Annotated in this window: 15 protein-coding genes; 7 read left to right on the top strand and 8 right to left on the bottom strand. The window is 60.8% G+C overall.

The window, feature by feature from the left end:
- Positions 1-3 precede the first annotated feature (3 nt).
- Genes QCE63_RS21750 through QCE63_RS21735 form a run of 4 tightly spaced genes read right to left on the bottom strand, consistent with a single transcriptional unit; the run spans position 4 to position 5,444 of the window.
- A complete protein-coding gene (locus tag QCE63_RS21750; protein ID WP_309835917.1) occupies positions 4-957 on the bottom strand; it encodes a phage tail sheath subtilisin-like domain-containing protein in 954 nt (317 codons plus the stop codon).
- Positions 958-998: 41 nt separating this feature from the next.
- Positions 999-3,878 carry a phage tail sheath C-terminal domain-containing protein gene (locus tag QCE63_RS21745; RefSeq protein WP_309835915.1) on the bottom strand — a complete coding sequence of 960 codons (2,880 nt, stop codon included), beginning with the start codon at positions 3,876-3,878 and terminating at the stop codon, positions 999-1,001.
- A 52-nt stretch (positions 3,879-3,930) separates the two neighbouring features.
- Positions 3,931-4,977: a phage tail sheath C-terminal domain-containing protein gene (locus tag QCE63_RS21740; RefSeq protein ID WP_309835914.1), complete on the bottom strand. Its 1,047-nt coding sequence runs from the start codon at positions 4,975-4,977 to the stop codon at positions 3,931-3,933.
- A 14-nt stretch (positions 4,978-4,991) separates the two neighbouring features.
- Positions 4,992-5,444: a phage tail protein gene (locus QCE63_RS21735; protein ID WP_309835913.1), complete on the bottom strand. Its 453-nt coding sequence runs from the start codon at positions 5,442-5,444 to the stop codon at positions 4,992-4,994.
- 494 nt (positions 5,445-5,938) lie between these two features.
- Here QCE63_RS21735 and QCE63_RS21730 point away from each other — a divergent pair, with 494 nt between their 5' ends.
- From QCE63_RS21730 to QCE63_RS21715, 4 genes are all read left to right on the top strand, one after another.
- Complete coding sequence (locus QCE63_RS21730; RefSeq protein WP_309835911.1) at positions 5,939-6,565, top strand: glutathione S-transferase family protein; 627 nt, start codon at positions 5,939-5,941, stop codon at positions 6,563-6,565.
- Between the two features lie 22 nt (positions 6,566-6,587).
- Entirely contained in the window at positions 6,588-7,223 is a 636-nt protein-coding gene (locus QCE63_RS21725; protein WP_309835909.1) for a glutathione S-transferase family protein, read from the top strand.
- A gap of 122 nt (positions 7,224-7,345) precedes the next feature.
- The gene (locus QCE63_RS21720) at positions 7,346-8,989 is read left to right on the top strand and encodes an acyl-CoA synthetase (protein WP_309835907.1); all 1,644 of its coding nucleotides are present in this window, start codon (positions 7,346-7,348) and stop codon (positions 8,987-8,989) included.
- Between the two features lie 13 nt (positions 8,990-9,002).
- Complete coding sequence (locus tag QCE63_RS21715) at positions 9,003-9,782, top strand: enoyl-CoA hydratase (RefSeq protein WP_309835905.1); 780 nt, start codon at positions 9,003-9,005, stop codon at positions 9,780-9,782.
- 3 nt (positions 9,783-9,785) lie between these two features.
- On the opposite strand, the gene QCE63_RS21710 is transcribed toward QCE63_RS21715, so the two are convergent.
- From QCE63_RS21710 to adh, 3 genes are all read right to left on the bottom strand, one after another.
- Positions 9,786-10,835 carry a phage tail sheath C-terminal domain-containing protein gene (locus QCE63_RS21710; RefSeq protein ID WP_309835904.1) on the bottom strand — a complete coding sequence of 350 codons (1,050 nt, stop codon included), beginning with the start codon at positions 10,833-10,835 and terminating at the stop codon, positions 9,786-9,788.
- 483 nt (positions 10,836-11,318) lie between these two features.
- Complete coding sequence (locus QCE63_RS21705; RefSeq protein ID WP_309835902.1) at positions 11,319-11,708, bottom strand: DUF779 domain-containing protein; 390 nt, start codon at positions 11,706-11,708, stop codon at positions 11,319-11,321.
- Positions 11,709-11,780: 72 nt separating this feature from the next.
- The gene (gene adh / locus QCE63_RS21700) at positions 11,781-13,301 is read right to left on the bottom strand and encodes an aldehyde dehydrogenase (protein WP_309835900.1); all 1,521 of its coding nucleotides are present in this window, start codon (positions 13,299-13,301) and stop codon (positions 11,781-11,783) included.
- Between the two features lie 504 nt (positions 13,302-13,805).
- Here adh and QCE63_RS21695 point away from each other — a divergent pair.
- From QCE63_RS21695 to QCE63_RS21685, 3 genes are all read left to right on the top strand, one after another.
- Positions 13,806-15,203 carry an OFA family MFS transporter gene (locus QCE63_RS21695; protein ID WP_309835899.1) on the top strand — a complete coding sequence of 466 codons (1,398 nt, stop codon included), beginning with the start codon at positions 13,806-13,808 and terminating at the stop codon, positions 15,201-15,203.
- 28 nt (positions 15,204-15,231) lie between these two features.
- Positions 15,232-15,372, top strand: coding sequence for an oxalate:formate antiporter (locus tag QCE63_RS21690; RefSeq protein WP_404990185.1), 141 nt, complete (start codon positions 15,232-15,234; stop codon positions 15,370-15,372).
- Positions 15,373-15,934: 562 nt separating this feature from the next.
- Complete coding sequence (locus QCE63_RS21685) at positions 15,935-16,252, top strand: high-potential iron-sulfur protein (RefSeq protein ID WP_309835896.1); 318 nt, start codon at positions 15,935-15,937, stop codon at positions 16,250-16,252.
- A 37-nt stretch (positions 16,253-16,289) separates the two neighbouring features.
- On the opposite strand, the gene QCE63_RS21680 is transcribed toward QCE63_RS21685, so the two are convergent.
- On the bottom strand, positions 16,290-16,859 hold the full coding sequence (locus tag QCE63_RS21680) for a hypothetical protein (RefSeq protein WP_309835895.1): 570 nt from the start codon (positions 16,857-16,859) through the stop codon (positions 16,290-16,292).
- Positions 16,860-17,111: the final 252 nt, after the last annotated feature.

Here is a 17,111-nt window from a genome sequence, read left to right as displayed (position 1 = left end):
GATTCAGGTGAGCAGGATGTTCGGTTCGAACACGAACGGTCTGACGATCTGCGCGACCTGCGCTTCGATCCACGCGAGGGTTCGCCTGATGTGAACGTACAGCCAGGCCGAGCCGGCGTCCTGGATCAGCGTGCGGCAGCCCCATATGCGGACGCTACCATCGGGAAAGCTGCGAATCAGGTTGATCGACGCGCCGTTCGTCTGAAACAAGCCAGAGGATTGCAGCCACGGACGGGTCGGCTCGACCACCCGCGACAGCGCGACGTTGGCCGGCGCGCTCCAGATGCCGTACTCCTGGTCCACCGACGCCATGACCGCCGCGACGGCCGCCGAAGCCGGAATCGTGATCGCGGCGCCCACATCGTCCACGTAGTCCGTGCGGAGTCGCGGCCAGTAGGCGCCGGTCCATTGAGCCGCATCCGCCTGCTGCGTGGCGAAGCGGTCCAGGCCCGCACGCGCCACGGCCGGATCTTCCGGCGTGTCCAGAATGCCGAACACGCCGCGACGCGCCTGGACGATGCGCGACAACGCGTTCCACGCCTCGGTCCAGCCGTCCGTGTCGGTATCTGACAGGCGCATCATCTCCGGCATGCACACCAGCGTGATGCGATCCTCCTCCAGCACGCATTGGGCAATGCGCTCGTCCGAGAGCGCGTCGAGCAAGGCGTCGCGACTCAAGTCGGTCAGACTGGAGTACAGGCCGAGCGACAGCGCGTAACCCGTTCTTCCGCCGTTGTCGAAGTAATGCCGGACCGCGTGATAGAGAACGAAGCCTTCGGGTGCGGGGCCCCCATAGGCGGCCTCGAAATCGGCGAGCGAATGAACCGCCGCGAGCGACCATTGCGGACCGCTTTCGGTGAACCCGATGAAGACGGGCACGGCGGTATCCTCCGGCGGAGGCTCGCCGGTCAGGACTTCTGCGCTGTAGCTCACGTCGGGCTGTTCGATGCCAATCATGGAAACTCTCTCCTCAGATGCGCGCGCGTCGTCGCAATGGCTCAGGCCGGCATGTCCTGCGTGAACTGCAGGATGATGAATTCAGCCGGGCGGGCGGCCGCCATGCCGACCTTGACAATCATCTTGCCGGCGGCGATATCGGTGTCGCTCATCGTGACGCCCTTGCCGATCTGCACGAAGTACGCTTCTTCCGGAGCAGTGCCGGCCAGCGCGCCGCTGCGCCACAGCGAGAACAGATAGCTGTCGATCGCGCTGCGCACCTTCTCCCAGGTCGGCGCGACGTTCGGCTCGAACATCATGGCCCGCATCGACTTTCTGATGTCCGCCTCGGCGCTGTTGAACAGGCGCCGGACGGGCACGTAGCGCCAGCTCGTGTCGGCATTGGAGTCGGCGCCGGCAAGGGTGCGCGCACCCCACGGCGTGATGCCGCGGCCCGGCAGGTCACGGATCACGTTGATCCCCTTGCTGTTCATCGTGCCCTGCTGGTCATTGGTGACCGTCGCTCCCAGGGCCAGCACACCATACATGGGAACATTGGCCGGCGCCTTCCAGCAGCCGCGCGCCCGGTCCACCGAGCAGTAGATGCCGGCCATTGCGGGGGCGGGTGTCAGCGAGACTGGCGGAAAGTATGTCGCGGCAAGCTCCTCCGTGACGGTGTCGTAAAGCGTGGTGTTGCACGACTTGAGGTCGGCCATGGTCTTGACCTCATGTGCTTCTGTATCCACATACCCGGTGACTGGAATGCTTGCATCGCCGGGGCGCATCCCGCTGACGTCCTTTATCAGGCTGGGGTAATACACCGCAGTGAATGCGGCCTCGGTCGACGGAACTTTTGTTCCATCATCCGAATCTGCAATGAGGAAATAATTCGATCCGGCAATTAACAGATCGTTCAGTTTCGTACACGTGGTGGAACGATCCGCGTACTTGTCGTCGAGCGGTACCAGCAGCGTGATCTCGGGACAGTTCTTTATTGCACCTAAAATCTTATCGTCTACGGTCGGAGTATCTTCCGAAGGCTCAGTGGCGTCATCAACAGGATATTGTGCGTAGATATAGCAGGCGCCGCCTCCGTTCTCGAAATAATGCTTGATACCGAGCGAGAAGATCGGCATGTAGCAATCATATTCGGCCGTGTACGAATAGGTCCCGGCCGTCTTGTCGAGCGTGGGTGTCACGGCCACGCTCGCGGTCGCGTTGACTGTCGCGATGGAACAGAAATCGAGCCAGGAGCTCACGCGCAGGCATTCGAATTCCGTGAACTTGTTGCCGTCGTTCTTTAACACCTCGCCGATGAAAACCGGAACGGCGGTAGCAGAATGGTTTACGGAAATCGAAGGAGAAGAGTCCTCCGCTACATAAACGCCTGGATAAGAGACTTCGGTCATTGGAATCTTCTCCTTTAAAAATGTTGATCCGGCTACGACGGATGCCGGGCGTTCAAGCCCTATCCTGCGATTGCGTACATCCGGCACCGCAGTGGCCGAATGATTTGTCGAAATCGAGGAAGAAGAATCCACCGCCACACAAGCGCCCCGACAAGAGGCAACTTCGGTCCTCGGAATCTTCTCCGCGACGAATGTGCATCCGGCTACAGCGAATGCCGCGTGCTCAACCCATGTCCTGCGTGAACTGCAGGATGATGAATTCAGCCGGGCGGCGGCCGCCATGCCAACCTTGACAATCATCTTGCCGGCGGCGATATCGGTGTCGCTCATCGTGACGCCCTTGCCGATCTGCACGAAGTACGCTTCTTCCGGAGCAGTGCCGGCCAGAGCGCCGCTGCGCCACAGCGAGAACAGATAGCTGTCGATCGCGCTGCGCATTTTCTCCCAGGTTGGCGCGACGTTCGGCTCGAACATCATGGTCCGCATCGACTCTCTGATGTCCGCCTCGGCGCTGTTGAACAGGCGCCGGACGGGCACGAAGCGCCAGCTCGTGTCGGCATCGGAGTTGGCAAGGGTGCGCGCACCCCACGGCGTGATGCCGCGACCCGGCAGGTCACGGATCACGTTGATCCCCATGCTGTTCATCTTGCCCTGCTGGGCATTGGTGACCGTCACCTCCAAGGCAAGCACGCCATGGATGGGAACATTGGCCGGCGCCTTCCAGCACCCGCGCGTCCGGTCCACCGAGCAGTAGATGCCGGCCATCGCGGCGGCGGGTGTCAGTGGATATTCCGTCGGCAAAAACGGAGCTTGTCCCTCGGTAAGAGCCTGATATAGACTCGGCTGGATCGACTTGAGGTCCGCCATGGTATTGACAATGCTGCCTTTCTCGTCGATATATCCCACGACTGGAATATCCGCGTCGCCGGGGATACACGCACGGGTGTCCCTGATCAACGCCGGGTAGTACACCGCGGTGAATTCGGCTGTGGTCGAGGGCACCTTGGAGCCATCGCTCGAATCCGCAATCAGGAAATAATTCGAGCCCGAACCCAGCAGCTCGTTCAGATCCACATACGTTGCATCCAGAAAGCCGCCGCGCGTTTCGCAGAGCGGCACTAGCAACGTGATTTCCGGAAAATTCTTTATCGCTGTCGGGAGCTTGCTGCCCTGCGATATATCGTAGTACGGGCAGATATAGCAGGCGCCGCCTCCATTCTCGAAATAGTGCTTGATACCGATGGAGACTTTCGGCATGGAGATGGTAGAAGAGGATGCATACGTATAGGTTCCGTTGTCTGTGTTGGGAAAGGATGTTATCGTCACGAGCACGTGGGCGTCGACCTTCGCGATGGAACAGAAATCGAGCCAGGAACTCACGCGCACGCATTCGAATTCCTTGAACTGGCTGCCGTCGGTCTTATACACCTCGCCGATAAAAACCGGCACGGCAGTGGCAGACTGACTGACGGAAATCGAAGGAGAAGTATCCTCCGCTACATAAACGCCTGGATAAGAGACAACTTCTGTCATTGGAATCTTCTCCGCGAGGAATGTGCATCCGGCTACGGCGAATGCCGCGTGCTCAACCCATGTCCTGCGTGAACTGCAGGATGATGAATTCCGCTGGCCTGACCGCAGCCAGTCCTACGACGACCTTCATCGTTCCGTGATTGATTTCGTCGCGCGACATCGTGACGCCCTCGCCGATCTGCACCACATAGGCTTCTTCATCCGACGCACCCGCAAGGCCGCCCTGCTTCCACAAGCCATGCAGATAGCTGTTGATGGCGGAACGCACTTTCTCCCAAGTGGGCGGCGTGTTGGGCTCGAAGACCATCGTGTTCATCGAGCTTCTGACATCCCGCTCTACGCTGTTGAACAGCCGGCGCACCGACACATAGCGCCAGTAGTCCGAGTCCTCCAGCGTGCGCGCGCCCCAGACGAGCGGCCCCGTGCCGTTGAAGGTGCGGATCATGTTGATTGCTCGACCCGTGTTGTACTTCGCTTGCAGGTCGTCGTTCACGATGAACTTCGGTGTGTATCCGCCCGGCACCGCCAGATTGGCCGGCGCCTTCCAGACGCCACGGGACCGGTCGTTCCTGCAATAGAGACCGGCCATGACCGCGCTCGGCGGAATGTCCGCCTCGCTCCATGCCACGGTCAACCAGGGGTAGTACACCGCGACGTACGGGCTGGCGGTGTAACCGTCCGCAGCCTTTTCGTCGATGATCTCCTTGCTCGGCCCGTCAAGGATCACGAACAGCGAGGCGGCCAGATCCGCGATGCTGCCAACGTTCGTGGAGATGTCATTGCCGTTGGCCACGACCAGCGTGATGGAGTCCCTCCAGACGTCCGCTGCGTGCACGACGCTCTTGAGCGACACCGCATGGCAGGGCCCGCCTCCCGATTCGAAATAGGCGCGCAGGCCCGACACACTCGCGTCCGCGAAATTCGGGTTGCCATTGAAATAGCGCTCCACGTCGAGATAGCTGCCGAAGCGAATGACGTCGTCGCCAAAGCTTTCCGTCATGCAGAACAGCGGCACCGCGGTTGCAAGCTGACTGACCGACAGCGCCGGCGACGCGTCCTCTTCGATATAGATGCCGGGATAACTCGTAACAACAGTCATGGGAAGCTCCTTGCTCAAGACGCCATCTTCAACGTCACGCGATCCGCCACCAGGGACAGCTCTTCAACCGCAATCTCGTTGCTCGTCGCGTCCAGCGAAGGCGACGACATTGATTTCGGGTAGGCGTTGTCGACCGTCCAGGTCATGAGCGGAGTCGTACCGCTCGTGTCGGTCAGGCTGATCGTCAAATCCTTCTTCTCGAGCTTGTTCTGCGCGATCTGGTTGATCCAGTCATACAGCCTCGAATCGCCAGGAAACACACCTTTTCTCAACGTGATATCCACGGCCTGAAGCTGGCCGGGCATCCGATACCAGTTGCCGAGACCGTCCTTGTATTCGATCGTGTCGTACGTGATGTTGAGACCGGAGACGTTGTTGAAGGGAATATCCTCGCTTCCGACCGACACGATGAATCGATAAGTCGGGATGGGATAAGACGAAGCCATTTGTGCCGAAGTTGTCGCCATTTGCTGGAGCTCCTGTTTTCGTGACGCGCCTCACACTCTGCTGAGTGATCGTTGGAACACGGCAATCATGAATCCGCGCGAAGCAGGCGCTTAACGCTCATTACAATGTCACCTGTGTGCCGTAGCTGATTGAATTTCAAGCGTTCTCCGATCGGTCATATCGAACGTTCGGATAGATCTAAACCAACAGAGGGAGGCGCCGTTTTCTTATAAGAAGTTATTGGAAACGAAGCGCATCAGTGTGGCCAATCAAGCATCGAATGCAGAGTAATGTGCAGAGCAATGCAGACGCGATTCGAATCGGAAGCATGACAATAAGCGCGAGATAACTTCGCGCGTTGAAGCAGCATGTGTGCAGTGCGTCGGGATGACTTTCTGAAGCGGTGGACACGACGTCAAGGCGTTCTTTCCGTACCTGCAGAAACCGGCCGAAACCCGGAGGATCCGAACGCAGCTAAGATAGCGATACTTCTCCACTCAACGAGATCCACCCGATGATCACAATCTGGGGCCGCGCCAACTCCGTCAATGTGCAGAAAGTCTTGTGGGGTTGTGAGGAACTGAATCTTCCCTTCGACCGCATCGACGCGGGCATGCAATACGGCCGCAACAACGAGTCAGGCTATCTCGCCATGAATCCGACAGGCCGCGTGCCCACCGTGGTCGATGGCGACTTCGTGCTGTGGGAATCCAACTCCATCCTGCGCTATCTTGCGATGCAATACGCGCCGCACAACGCGCTTTATCCTTCCGATCCAAAGACCCGCGCAAGTGCCGACCGCTGGCTCGACTGGTCACTGTCCACGCTCCAGCCCGCCGAACGCCCGGTCTTCTGGGGCTACGTCCGCACACCCGCCGCCGAACGCAACGCGGCGCAGCTCGCCGCCGCCGCAAGCGAAACGGAGAAGCTCTGGCGCGTGATCGATACGCATCTGAAGGATCGCGACTATCTGGAAGGCAATGCGTTCACGCTCGCGGATATCGTCATCGGCGCGTATGCACGCCGTTGGTTCGGCATCACGGAACTCGTCCGTCCCGCGCTGCCCGACCTCGAACGCTGGTACATCGGCGTCACGCAGCGCGCGGGGTTTCAACGTCATGTCGCCCCCGCTCTGAGCTGAACACAAGATAAGGACCGCCGCCATGAGCATCGAACTGCATACCTGGAATACACCGAATGGACGCAAGATCAGCGTCGCGCTGGAAGAAATGGAACTGCCCTATGCAGTCAGGACAGTAAACATCGGCAAGGGCGAACAACATGCGCCCGAGTTCCTGCGCATCAGCCCGAACAACCGCATCCCGGCAATCGTCGATCCCGACGGCCCCGGCAATCAGCCGATCAGCGTGTTCGAATCCGGCGCCATCCTGCTCTACCTCGGCGAGAAGACCGGCAAGTTTCTGCCGGCGAGCCTGCGCGACCGCGTGCCGGTGCTCGAATGGCTGATGTGGCAGATGGGCGGCTTCGGACCCATGCCGGGACAGGTGCACCATTTTCGCGCCGTCGAGCCGGAGAGCGACCGTCGTTACGGGCTCAAGCGCTATTCCGACGAAACCCGCCGCCTGTACCGCGTGCTCGACACCCGTCTCGGTCAGGTGGAGTTCGTCGCCGGCGCCCTGTCAGTGGCGGACTTCGCGATCCTCGGCTGGGCCTGGCGTCACGAGCGTCATCAGGTTTCCCTCGACGATTTCCCCAACGTGAAGCGTTGGTACGACACGCTGTTTGCCCGCCCGAGCGTGCAGCGCGGCTTCGAGGTGAAGCTCGACGATCTCGCCTGATCAGGGCAAACCATGAGCGAGCCGGGCGTCTTGCGGACGCCGCTCGCGGGCATCATAACCATCAGCTAATACAACCGGGTGACACTGCCATCACCCGCACCCTTGCGCACACGGAGATCACGATGTCCACCGGCATGTACGAAGAAGGCCTGCCCAAAACCGCCGCCAACTACGCGGTGCTTACGCCGCTTTCGTTCATCGAGCGCGCCGCGTCGGTCTATCCGGCGCGCCCCGCTGTCGTGCATGGCACGCTCAGACGCACCTGGGCCGAGACCTACGCGCGCACGCGCAGGCTCGCGTCGGCGCTTGTGGCGCGCGGCATCGGCCGGGGGGATACCGTGGCCGCGCTGCTGCCGAACACGCCCGAGATGGTCGAAGCGCATTTTGGCGTGCCGATGTCGGGCGCCGTGCTCAACACGCTCAATACGCGACTCGACGCCGCCACGCTCGGCTACATGCTGACGCATGGCGAAGCGAAGGCGGTGCTGGTGGACCGCGAGTTCTCGGAGGTCATGCGCCGCGCGCTGGAGGACGTGCCGCAGAGCGTGCTGGTCATCGACATCGACGATCCGCAATACACCGGTCCCGGCGAGCGCATCGGCGAGATCGAATACGAGGCGCTGCTCGCGGGCGGCGATCCCGAGTATGAATGGTCGCCGCCTTCGGACGAGTGGAACGCCATCTGCCTGAACTACACGTCGGGCACCACCGGCAATCCGAAAGGCGTCGTGTATCACCATCGCGGCGCATACACGAATGCCGTCAGCAATATTCTCGAATGGGACATGCCGAAGCACGCGGTGTATCTGTGGACCCTGCCGATGTTCCACTGCAATGGCTGGTGCTTTCCGTGGACGGTCGCCGCGCGCGCGGGCGTGAATGTCTGCCTGCGACGGATCGATGCGAAAGACGTGCTCGACCTGATCCGCAGCGAAGGCGTCACGCATTACTGCGGCGCGCCGATCGTGCAGAACCTGCTCGTCAACGCGCCGGACGAATGGAAAGCCGGTATCAACCAGAAAGTGCACGCGATGGTCGCGGGCGCCGCGCCGCCTGCCGCGATGATCGAAGGCATGGAGCGGATGGGCTTCGAGTTGACGCATGTTTATGGGTTGACCGAAGTCTATGGCCCGGCCACGGTCTGCGCGCAGCAGGCGGAATGGAGCGCGCTCGACGTTCACGAGCGCGCGCACCTCAATGCCCGGCAAGGCGTGCGCTATCACCTGCAGGACGCCGTGACCGTGCGCGATCCTCATTCGATGGAACAGGTGCCCGCTGACGGCGAAACCATCGGCGAGATCATGTTCCGCGGCAACATCGCGATGAAGGGTTATCTGAAGAACCCGGCCGCCACCGAAGAAGCGTTCCGGGGCGGCTGGTTCCATACCGGCGATCTTGCCGTTGCCTATCCGGACGGCTATGTGCGCATCAAGGACCGCAGCAAGGACATCATCATCTCGGGCGGCGAGAACATATCGAGCATCGAGGTCGAGGACGTGATGTACGGACATCCGGCGGTGCTGGCCGTGGCGGTTGTCGCGAAGCCGGATGCCCGCTGGGGCGAAACGCCCTGCGCGTTCGTGGAGCTCAAGGCGGGCGCGCAGGTCAGCGCCGAGGAATTGTTCGCGTTTTGCAAATCGAAGCTCGCGGGCTTCAAGGTGCCGCGCGCCATCGAATTCTGCGAGCTGCCGAAGACCTCGACCGGCAAGATCCAGAAATTCGAACTACGCAAGCGCGCGGGATCGGTTGCGGCACTCAACGTCTGAAGGAGCGGATCCAATGAGCGAACTGGTGCGGGTCGAACACGATGCGTATGACGTCAAGGGCGTGGTCAAGCTGACGATGAACCGGCCGGAAGCCTTCAATGCGCTGTCCGAAGCCATGCTCGACGCGCTCGAACACGCGTTGCGGGAGGTGGCGTCGTCGCAGGCGCGCGTGCTCGTGCTGGCCGGCGAAGGCCGCGCGTTCTGCGCGGGCCACGACCTGAAGGAGATGCGCGCCGAGCCCTCGGGCGAGTACTATCGCGCGCTCTTCACACGCTGCTCGCGGATGATGCTCACGATCCAGCAGATGCCGCAGCCGGTGATTGCGCGCGTGAATGGCATTGCGACGGCGGCGGGCTGTCAGCTCGTCGCGATGTGCGACCTGGCGGTGGCGTCGAGCGATGCGCGCTTTGCCGTATCGGGCGTGAATCTCGGGCTGTTCTGCGCGACGCCGAGCGTGCCGCTGTCGCGCAACCTGTCGCGCAAGGCGGCGTTCGAGATGCTGGTCACAGGCGAATTCATCGATGCCGCCACGGCGCGGGAACGCGGGCTGGTGAACCGCGTTGCCTCGCCGGGCGACCTCGATGATGCCGTCCGCAGGCTTGCCGCGAGCATTGCCGCAAAGCCGCGTGAAGCCGTCGCGGCCGGCAAGGGCTTGTTCTATCGGCAGCTTGAAAGCGGCATCGAGGACGCGTATGCGCTTGCATCTGAAACGATGGCCTGCAACATGATGGAAGACGTCACGCTCGAAGGCACGCAGGCGTTCATTGAAAAGCGGCCGCCGCGCTGGGAGTAAGTGTCAGCCTCCCGGCATGCTCTGGGTGAACTGGAGGAGGATGAACTCGGCGGGCCGTACGGCGGCAAGGCCGATCTTCATGATCATCTTGCCTTGCGCAATGTCCGTGTCCGACATCGTGACGTCCTTGCCGATCTGCACAAAAAAGGCATCTTCCTCCGAGGAGCCCGCCAAACCGCCCTGCTGCCATAGGCGACGCAAGTAGTTCGCCGCAGCGGATCTCACTTTCTCCCATGTGAGTGGGATGTTTGGCTCGAACATCAAGGTGTTCATCGCGGCGCGCATATCCCGCTCGACGCTGATGAACAGGCGCCGTACGGACACATAGGTCCACTCACCGCTCTCATCCAGCGTCCGTGCGCCCCAAATAACCGGATTCTGATCCTGGAAGGTACGGATCATATTGATCGCCGGTGCTGACATGTACTGCCCCTGGAGATCATCGGTGACCTTGTACTTGGGTGTGAAACCTCCAGGCAACGCGATATTGGCGGGCGCTTTCCATACTCCCCGGGTTCGATCGTTCTTGCAGTAGAGCGCCGCGATGACCGCGCTTGGCGCGATGTCAGTCTCGGTCCATCCCGCTCTAAGCCAGGGATAATACACGGCTGCCAGTGCATTCTTGCCATAGCGGGTCGGCCGGTTTGCGGTGGTGAGTTCGTCCTTGGGTCCATCCAGGATGAGAAAGATGCCATCGTCCGAGTTCAGATCCGTAAACTCAGCGGGAATGTCGAAGTTGTTCGCGACTACCAGACTAACTGTGGAAGACAGATTGGCGGCCTCTCTTTCGAGGTAATCGTGTGAGACGGCATAACAAGGCCCGCCACCGGCAGCGAAGTAAGCCCGAAGTCCCGCTGTTGCGGGATCTTCAAGGCTCAGACCGGACCCGAAATAGTTCACGACGTCAAGCCAGGATTCAAACCCTACCGCAGTTTGCGCGAACTCATAGTGCATGCTGAACAACGGAATCGTAGTCGAAGCGGTTCCAATCGAGAATGCTGCGGATTGATCTTCTGTTACATAGACACCGGGAAAACTTGTCGTCACGCTCATCGGACTCTCTCCTGTTCGGGAAATTCATGCTCGGCATGGCACGCCGAGCCTTGACGGCACCGCCTGCGACATCTCGTTGGTTCACGCAGAAGACGAAACAAGTCTCGACGCGAGGAGAACGTCATGGAGAGCAGGTTCGTTGACGCCATGCGAAGCCTCGCTCGCGAGACTCATCTCCAGAGTCGCAATTCTTCAGGTGCCTGGCAGGCTTGAGCTTGCCTTACGCCGATAGTGACGTGACGCAGTCGTAAGCCTTTAGCCTTCATCAGAATATGACTTTATTGACTCAGAGCATTGAGTGCAAAGCCATCAAACAGAAAGCGATAACCCGCGCCGATATTTTTCAATCGGGCGAGGCATCGCTGGAAACCGGGATTGTTTCGGGCGCGTTCCCTTGATCAGGAATCGCTGCTGACGCTGAAGCAACGAGGCACGCGCCTTCAGAGAAATCATCCATCGGCGCGAATACACGCGTTGTCGAGTCTATTGCACCTTCTCCACCGGATGCGTCTCCAGCCACGCATTCTCGTCATCGCTATACAAGCGCGAACGCGTGAGAAAACGCAATCCAGAGGGACGCTCCAGCGAGAACATCCCGCCATTCCCAGGCACCGCATCGATGATGAGTTGCGTATGCTGCCAGTACTCATACTGCGATTCGGTCATGTAGAACGGTACGCCGCCGATCGCGCCGAGCTTCACGTCCGACCCGCCGACCATGAACTCGTTGACTGGAAAGCACATCGGCGCACTGCCGTCGCAGCAGCCGCCGGATTGATGAAACAATACGTCGCCATGTTCGGCCCTGAGCTTCTCGATCAGTTCAATGGCAGCCGGTGTTGCAGTCACGCGCAGCACATCCTGTTCGCTCATGATGTCCCCGTGTTCGAAGCGGCCGCCGCCGGCATCAACGGCGGCCTGACAGACTGTCGGAAAGGCTTGGTTTTAGAAGAAACCGAGCGGCTTGTCGCTATAACTGACGAGCATGTTCTTCGTCTGCTGATAGTGATCGAGCATCATCTTGTGATTCTCGCGTCCAATGCCCGACTGCTTGTAACCACCAAACGCCGCATGCGCCGGATAGGCGTGATAGCAATTGGTCCACACGCGTCCTGCCTGAATCGCGCGGCCGAAGCGATAGGCCCGCGTACCATCGCGCGTCCACACGCCGGCGCCCAGTCCATAAAGCGTGTCATTGGCGATTTCGAGCGCCTCTTCCTCGGTCTTGAAGGTCGTCACGGATAGCACCGGTCCGAAGATCTCTTCCTGGAAGATGCGCATCTTGTTATGGCCTTTGAAGACGGTCGGCTTGATGTAATAGCCGTTCTTCAGCTCGCCGTCGAAGTTCCTCCGCTCGCCGCCGGAGAGGCACTCGGCGCCTTCCTGCTTGCCGAGATCGATATACGAAAGAATCTTCTCCAGTTGCTCCTGCGAAGCTTGCGCGCCGATCATCGTCTTCGTGTCGAGCGGATGGCCTTGCGAGATCGCCTCAACCCGTTTCAACGCGCGTTCCATGAAGCGCTCATAGACCGATTCCTGAATCAGCGCGCGCGACGGACACGTACACACCTCGCCCTGATTCAACGCGAACATCGTGAAGCCTTCGAGCGCCTTGTCGAAGAAGCTGTCGTCGGCGTTCAGCACGTCTTCGAAGAAGATATTCGGGCTCTTGCCGCCCAGTTCCAGCGTGACGGGAATCAGGTTCTGGCTCGCGTACTGCATGATGAGACGGCCGGTCGTGGTTTCGCCGGTAAAGGCGATCTTGGCAATGCGCTTGTTCGACGCGAGCGGCTTGCCGGCCTCCAGACCAAAGCCGTTGACCACATTGAGAACGCCCGGCGGCAGCAGGTCGTGGATGGTTTCCATCAGCACAAGGATGGAAGCCGGCGTCTGCTCGGCGGGCTTGAGCACCACGCAGTTGCCCGCGGCCAGTGCGGGCGCAAGCTTCCAGATTGCCATCAGGATCGGGAAATTCCACGGAATGATCTGCCCGACGACCCCCAGCGGCTCATGAAAGTGATACGCAACGGTATCGTGATCGATCTCCGAAATGCCACCTTCCTGCGCGCGCGCCGCCGCCGCGAAGTAACGAAGATGATCGATAGCCAGGGGAATGTCGGCGGCCATGGTTTCGCGCAGCGGCTTGCCGTTGTCGATGGATTCCGCCACGGCGAGCCGCTGCAGATTCTGCTCCATGCGCTCCGCGATCTTCAACAGCACGTTCGAGCGGTCCGTGACCGACGTCCTGCCCCATGCCACCTTGGCGGCGTGCGCCGCGTCCAGTGCGGCTTCGATGTCGGCCTCGCGCGAGCGCGGGATCGACGTGAACGGTTCGCCCGTGATCGGCGAGATGTTGTCGAAGTACTCGCCACCTGCAGGCGCAACCCACTTGCCGCCGATGAAGTTGCCGTATTGCTTCTTGTACGGGTACTCCGTGCTCAGGAACTGCATCTCCGCGTGATTCATTCTGTGTGCTCCTCGCATGTCGACGTGAACGGGCCGGCACAGCCGAGGCCGGCGCCGGTCGCTCTTGTTTGCGAGTTCCATGCCATGAGCCTGTCGGGCGCGTTGCGCGTTCGCCGACCGCGCCGGCATGCGGCTCGGCGCGATGTGCTCAGGGTTTGTACGGGGAGAATCTGCGCTGTTCACATTCAGAACACCTGCGCCCCGCTGTAGCGATGCGCCACACCGGCCAGTGCCTTGCGCTGAGGGCAAACGCTTATGGCACGAGTGTTCATATTGCAAAGCCTTTCACAGTTGTCTATGTTCATGCCCAGCCGTGGCAAAGCGCCGCATGCATATGTGCTTTCGCAGCATGTTTGCGGCGCGAAATGGCCTTGCAGGCGCGGATGCAAACCGCATCGCGCGCACGCATGAACCACGGCGGGCTGCGGCACCGGCGACCCCGGCACATGCACCTTAGTAACGATGCGCGCGCACGTGCTTGCATGACGCGCCACGGAGACCACCATGAACAGCACAATCAATCAAGGGGCCGCCCACGGCCCGACACCCTTCTTCTCCAAGGAGGCGACCATCGCACGGCCCGGATTCTCGCGCTGGATGGTGCCGCCCGCCGCCCTCGCTGTTCACTTGTGCATCGGCCAGGCGTATGCATTCTCGGTGTTCAACGCGCCGCTCACGAAGATCATCGGCATTACCAAATCGGCGCCCGATGACTGGACGCTGACGACGCTCGGCTGGATCTTCTCGCTCGCCATCGTGTTCCTCGGCCTTTCGGCGGCCTTCGCCGGCAAGTGGCTCGAAAAGGTCGGTCCGCGCCGCACCATGTTCACGGCGGCCTGCTGCTTCGGCGGCGGCTTCCTCGTCTCGGCGCTCGGCGTCTATCTGCATCAGATCGCGCTGCTGTATCTCGGCTATGGCGTGATTGGCGGCATCGGCCTCGGGCTCGGCTATGTGTCGCCGGTCTCCACCTTGATCCGCTGGTTTCCGGACCGCCGCGGCATGGCCACCGGCATGGCGATCATGGGCTTTGGCGGCGGCGCGATGATTGCCGCGCCCGGCTCCGTCGCGCTGATGAACTACTTCAAGAGCGCGACCAGCGCGGGCGTGGCGGAAACCTTCCTCGTGCTCGGCGTGCTCTATTTCATCTCGATGACGATCGGCGCGCTCGCCATCCGCATTCCGCCGGCGGACTGGAAACCGGCCGGCTGGACGCCGCCCGTCACCGCCAGCAAGATGATCACGAAGAACCACGTGCATATCGATCAGGCGCTCAAGACGCCGCAGTTCTATCTGCTGTGGCTCGTGCTGTTCCTGAACGTCACGGCGGGTATCGGCGTGCTCGGCCAGGCTTCCGTGATGATCCAGGAAAGCTTCAAGACCTCGATCACCGCGGGCGCGGCGGCCGGCTTCGTCGGGCTGCTGTCGCTGTTCAACATGGGCGGGCGCTTCGTGTGGGCGTCGGCGTCGGACTGGATCGGCCGCAAGAACACTTACTTCGTGTTCTTCGTGCTCGGCGCGGTGCTGTACTTCCTCGTGCCGCAGTTCGCGACCGCCGGCAACATCGCGCTGTTCGTGCTGGCCTACGGCATCATCCTGTCGATGTACGGCGGCGGCTTCGCCACCATCCCCGCCTATCTCGCGGACATGTTCGGCACGGCGTTCGTCGGCGGCATTCACGGACGCCTGCTCACTGCGTGGGCGGCGGCGGGCATCGCGGGGCCGGTGCTCGTCAACTATGTGCGCGCCTATCAGGTCGCCCACGGCGTGACCGGCGCGGATGCCTACACGATGACGCTGCATATCATGGCCGTCCTGCTCGTGATCGGTTTTGTCTGCAACCTGCTCGTGACGCGCGTACACGAGAAGCATCACATGAACCTGTCGGCGCAGACCGCGAACTGAGACTGAAGAAAGGAGATTCGCAATGAATATGCGTCACTCGGGTAATGATGGCCAGCAAGGCAGTTCGTCGAACATGGGGCTGCTGGTGTTGTTCTGGGCGTATGTTCTGATACCGCTTGCATGGGGCGTGACGAATACCCTGACGCAGGCCGTCAAGCTGTTTCACTAAGACGCGGGAAGCTTTTGAATGACGCGCCGGGCAATGGGCTTTCGAGCCGATTGCCCGACGCGTTTGTTTTTGCGCCTTGCGCGGGACTATCCCTGCAACCCTTCTTGCGCCGCCTGCGGAAAGGCGGTATTCCAATGACAAAGGAAGGTCATTTAAAGCGAACTGTAAAGCTCAGTGACCGTGATCCTCCACCCGATTCAGGCTGCGCCGCGCCAGCGCGCTCATGAACAGCGTGCTGCCGACGAGTCCCGTCAGATACACGCTTGCCATCATCCAGTCCATTCCACTCACGGTTCTTCTCCTTCGAATTGATCCGCAGCCGGGGCGCCGCGGGCATGATTCACGCAGTTGCAAACGCGTTCTGGCCTGATTACGGCAGCGGCGCGCAAAGGTTTAGCAGCGCACGGATTGCGCGACGTAGCCTGCGCGTTGCACGAGAATAGCCCCACGGCCTCCGCAGAAAAACGACCGGCCGTATGATTCGCAAACGCTTGCCGCCAAGTGCTGGAAAAGACAGGAAAAACTGGCGCGCAGGACATCCCCGCACAAACCAAGGTTCGCCATGAAACCCACAAAGCCCATGAGCCGCCGCAGTTTCCTCATTGCCGGCGCGGGGGCATTGCCCGCGCTGTGGCTGACGCGCGTCCGCGCGGATGCCGCCCATTTGAGCGAATCCGACCCGGCGGCCGTGGCCGTCGGTTACACGGAAAATGCCGCGAAGGTCGACAAGAAGAAATTCCCGAACTACGCGGCGGATCAGACCTGCGCCAATTGCTCGCTGTTTCAAGGTAAATCCACGGATGCATGGGGCGGCTGCACGCTGTTCGGCGACAAGCTCGTGGCCGGACGAGGCTGGTGCTCGTCCTGGACCAACATGTGACGCGAGGCGGCCGCAGCCGCCGATGCATTCAAGCCGATTACTTGACGACGTGCCCGTTGCGCGTGACGTTCATGGCGGTGGCCGCGACGTAGGTGGCCCTGACGCGGTCGCCGACCTTGATCTTGTCGAGCGGCATGTCAGGCGCCACCTGCACCGTGACCGTATGCTTCGGACCGGCCAAGGTGACTTCACGCGCCGCCGCATCGATCTTCTGGATCACCGCCACCACCTGCACGCCGTGCTTCTTCACGACGACACCGCCTGAAGCCGGCAAAGTTTCGTCGGCGATCACGCGCGACTCGGCGGCCTTCGGATTCACCGGGTCGGCCGAAATCAACAGGGCGCCGCGATAGGACACGTGTACCTCGTCGCCGGCCTTGAGCTTTTTCAGGTCCGCGACCGTGGGATCCACATCGATGACCACGACGTGTCCCTTCGGCCCCTTCACCTCGACACTGCTGGCATCAGCGTGGACCTTCACGACGGTTGCCTTCATGTCGAGTGTATGGGCTTGCGGTGCAGCTTGCGCGCCGACTTCCGAGGCAGCCGGCGTATTGGCATGAGCGGTGGACAGGACCATCAGCGCCGAGCCAGCTGTAGCGGTCACGGAAAGGATTCGAACCAGACGGGAAATAAGCTGCATGAGTTGCTCCAAACGGAAAGAGAAGACCTTGGTGGCCACGCAAGAAAGTTCGTTCTATCAACTTTCTTTCAGCCAAGCATTCTTATGCCCTTCGCAATGTTGATCAAGTGCAAATTGCTTAGAGGTGGTTTCAAAAAGACGTTGAAGGGGCTGTTAACTCCATGGGCATCCTGTTAACCTTGAGCATCGTAGCGATGAGATCGAGGGCATGGATAA

Origin of the sequence: Caballeronia sp. LZ065 (assembly GCF_031450975.1) — a bacterium.
Taxonomy (GTDB): Bacteria; Pseudomonadota; Gammaproteobacteria; order Burkholderiales; family Burkholderiaceae; genus Caballeronia.
The sequence above is the reverse complement of the archived record's forward strand: the minus strand, read 5'-3'. Positions and strand labels throughout refer to the sequence as shown.

What these genes read in the sequence shown, in the direction of transcription:
- QCE63_RS21750 (WP_309835917.1), bottom strand. Translation starts at nt 957, where the DNA reads ATGATTGGCATCGAACAGCCCGACGTGAGCTACAGCGCAGAAGTCCTG.
- QCE63_RS21745 (WP_309835915.1), bottom strand. Translation starts at nt 3,878, where the DNA reads ATGACAGAAGTTGTCTCTTATCCAGGCGTTTATGTAGCGGAGGATACT.
- QCE63_RS21740 (WP_309835914.1), bottom strand. Translation starts at nt 4,977, where the DNA reads ATGACTGTTGTTACGAGTTATCCCGGCATCTATATCGAAGAGGACGCG.
- QCE63_RS21735 (WP_309835913.1), bottom strand. Translation starts at nt 5,444, where the DNA reads ATGGCGACAACTTCGGCACAAATGGCTTCGTCTTATCCCATCCCGACT.
- QCE63_RS21730 (WP_309835911.1), top strand. Translation starts at nt 5,939, where the DNA reads ATGATCACAATCTGGGGCCGCGCCAACTCCGTCAATGTGCAGAAAGTC.
- QCE63_RS21725 (WP_309835909.1), top strand. Translation starts at nt 6,588, where the DNA reads ATGAGCATCGAACTGCATACCTGGAATACACCGAATGGACGCAAGATC.
- QCE63_RS21720 (WP_309835907.1), top strand. Translation starts at nt 7,346, where the DNA reads ATGTCCACCGGCATGTACGAAGAAGGCCTGCCCAAAACCGCCGCCAAC.
- QCE63_RS21715 (WP_309835905.1), top strand. Translation starts at nt 9,003, where the DNA reads ATGAGCGAACTGGTGCGGGTCGAACACGATGCGTATGACGTCAAGGGC.
- QCE63_RS21710 (WP_309835904.1), bottom strand. Translation starts at nt 10,835, where the DNA reads ATGAGCGTGACGACAAGTTTTCCCGGTGTCTATGTAACAGAAGATCAA.
- QCE63_RS21705 (WP_309835902.1), bottom strand. Translation starts at nt 11,708, where the DNA reads ATGAGCGAACAGGATGTGCTGCGCGTGACTGCAACACCGGCTGCCATT.
- adh (WP_309835900.1), bottom strand. Translation starts at nt 13,301, where the DNA reads ATGAATCACGCGGAGATGCAGTTCCTGAGCACGGAGTACCCGTACAAG.
- QCE63_RS21695 (WP_309835899.1), top strand. Translation starts at nt 13,806, where the DNA reads ATGAACAGCACAATCAATCAAGGGGCCGCCCACGGCCCGACACCCTTC.
- QCE63_RS21690 (WP_404990185.1), top strand. Translation starts at nt 15,232, where the DNA reads ATGCGTCACTCGGGTAATGATGGCCAGCAAGGCAGTTCGTCGAACATG.
- QCE63_RS21685 (WP_309835896.1), top strand. Translation starts at nt 15,935, where the DNA reads ATGAAACCCACAAAGCCCATGAGCCGCCGCAGTTTCCTCATTGCCGGC.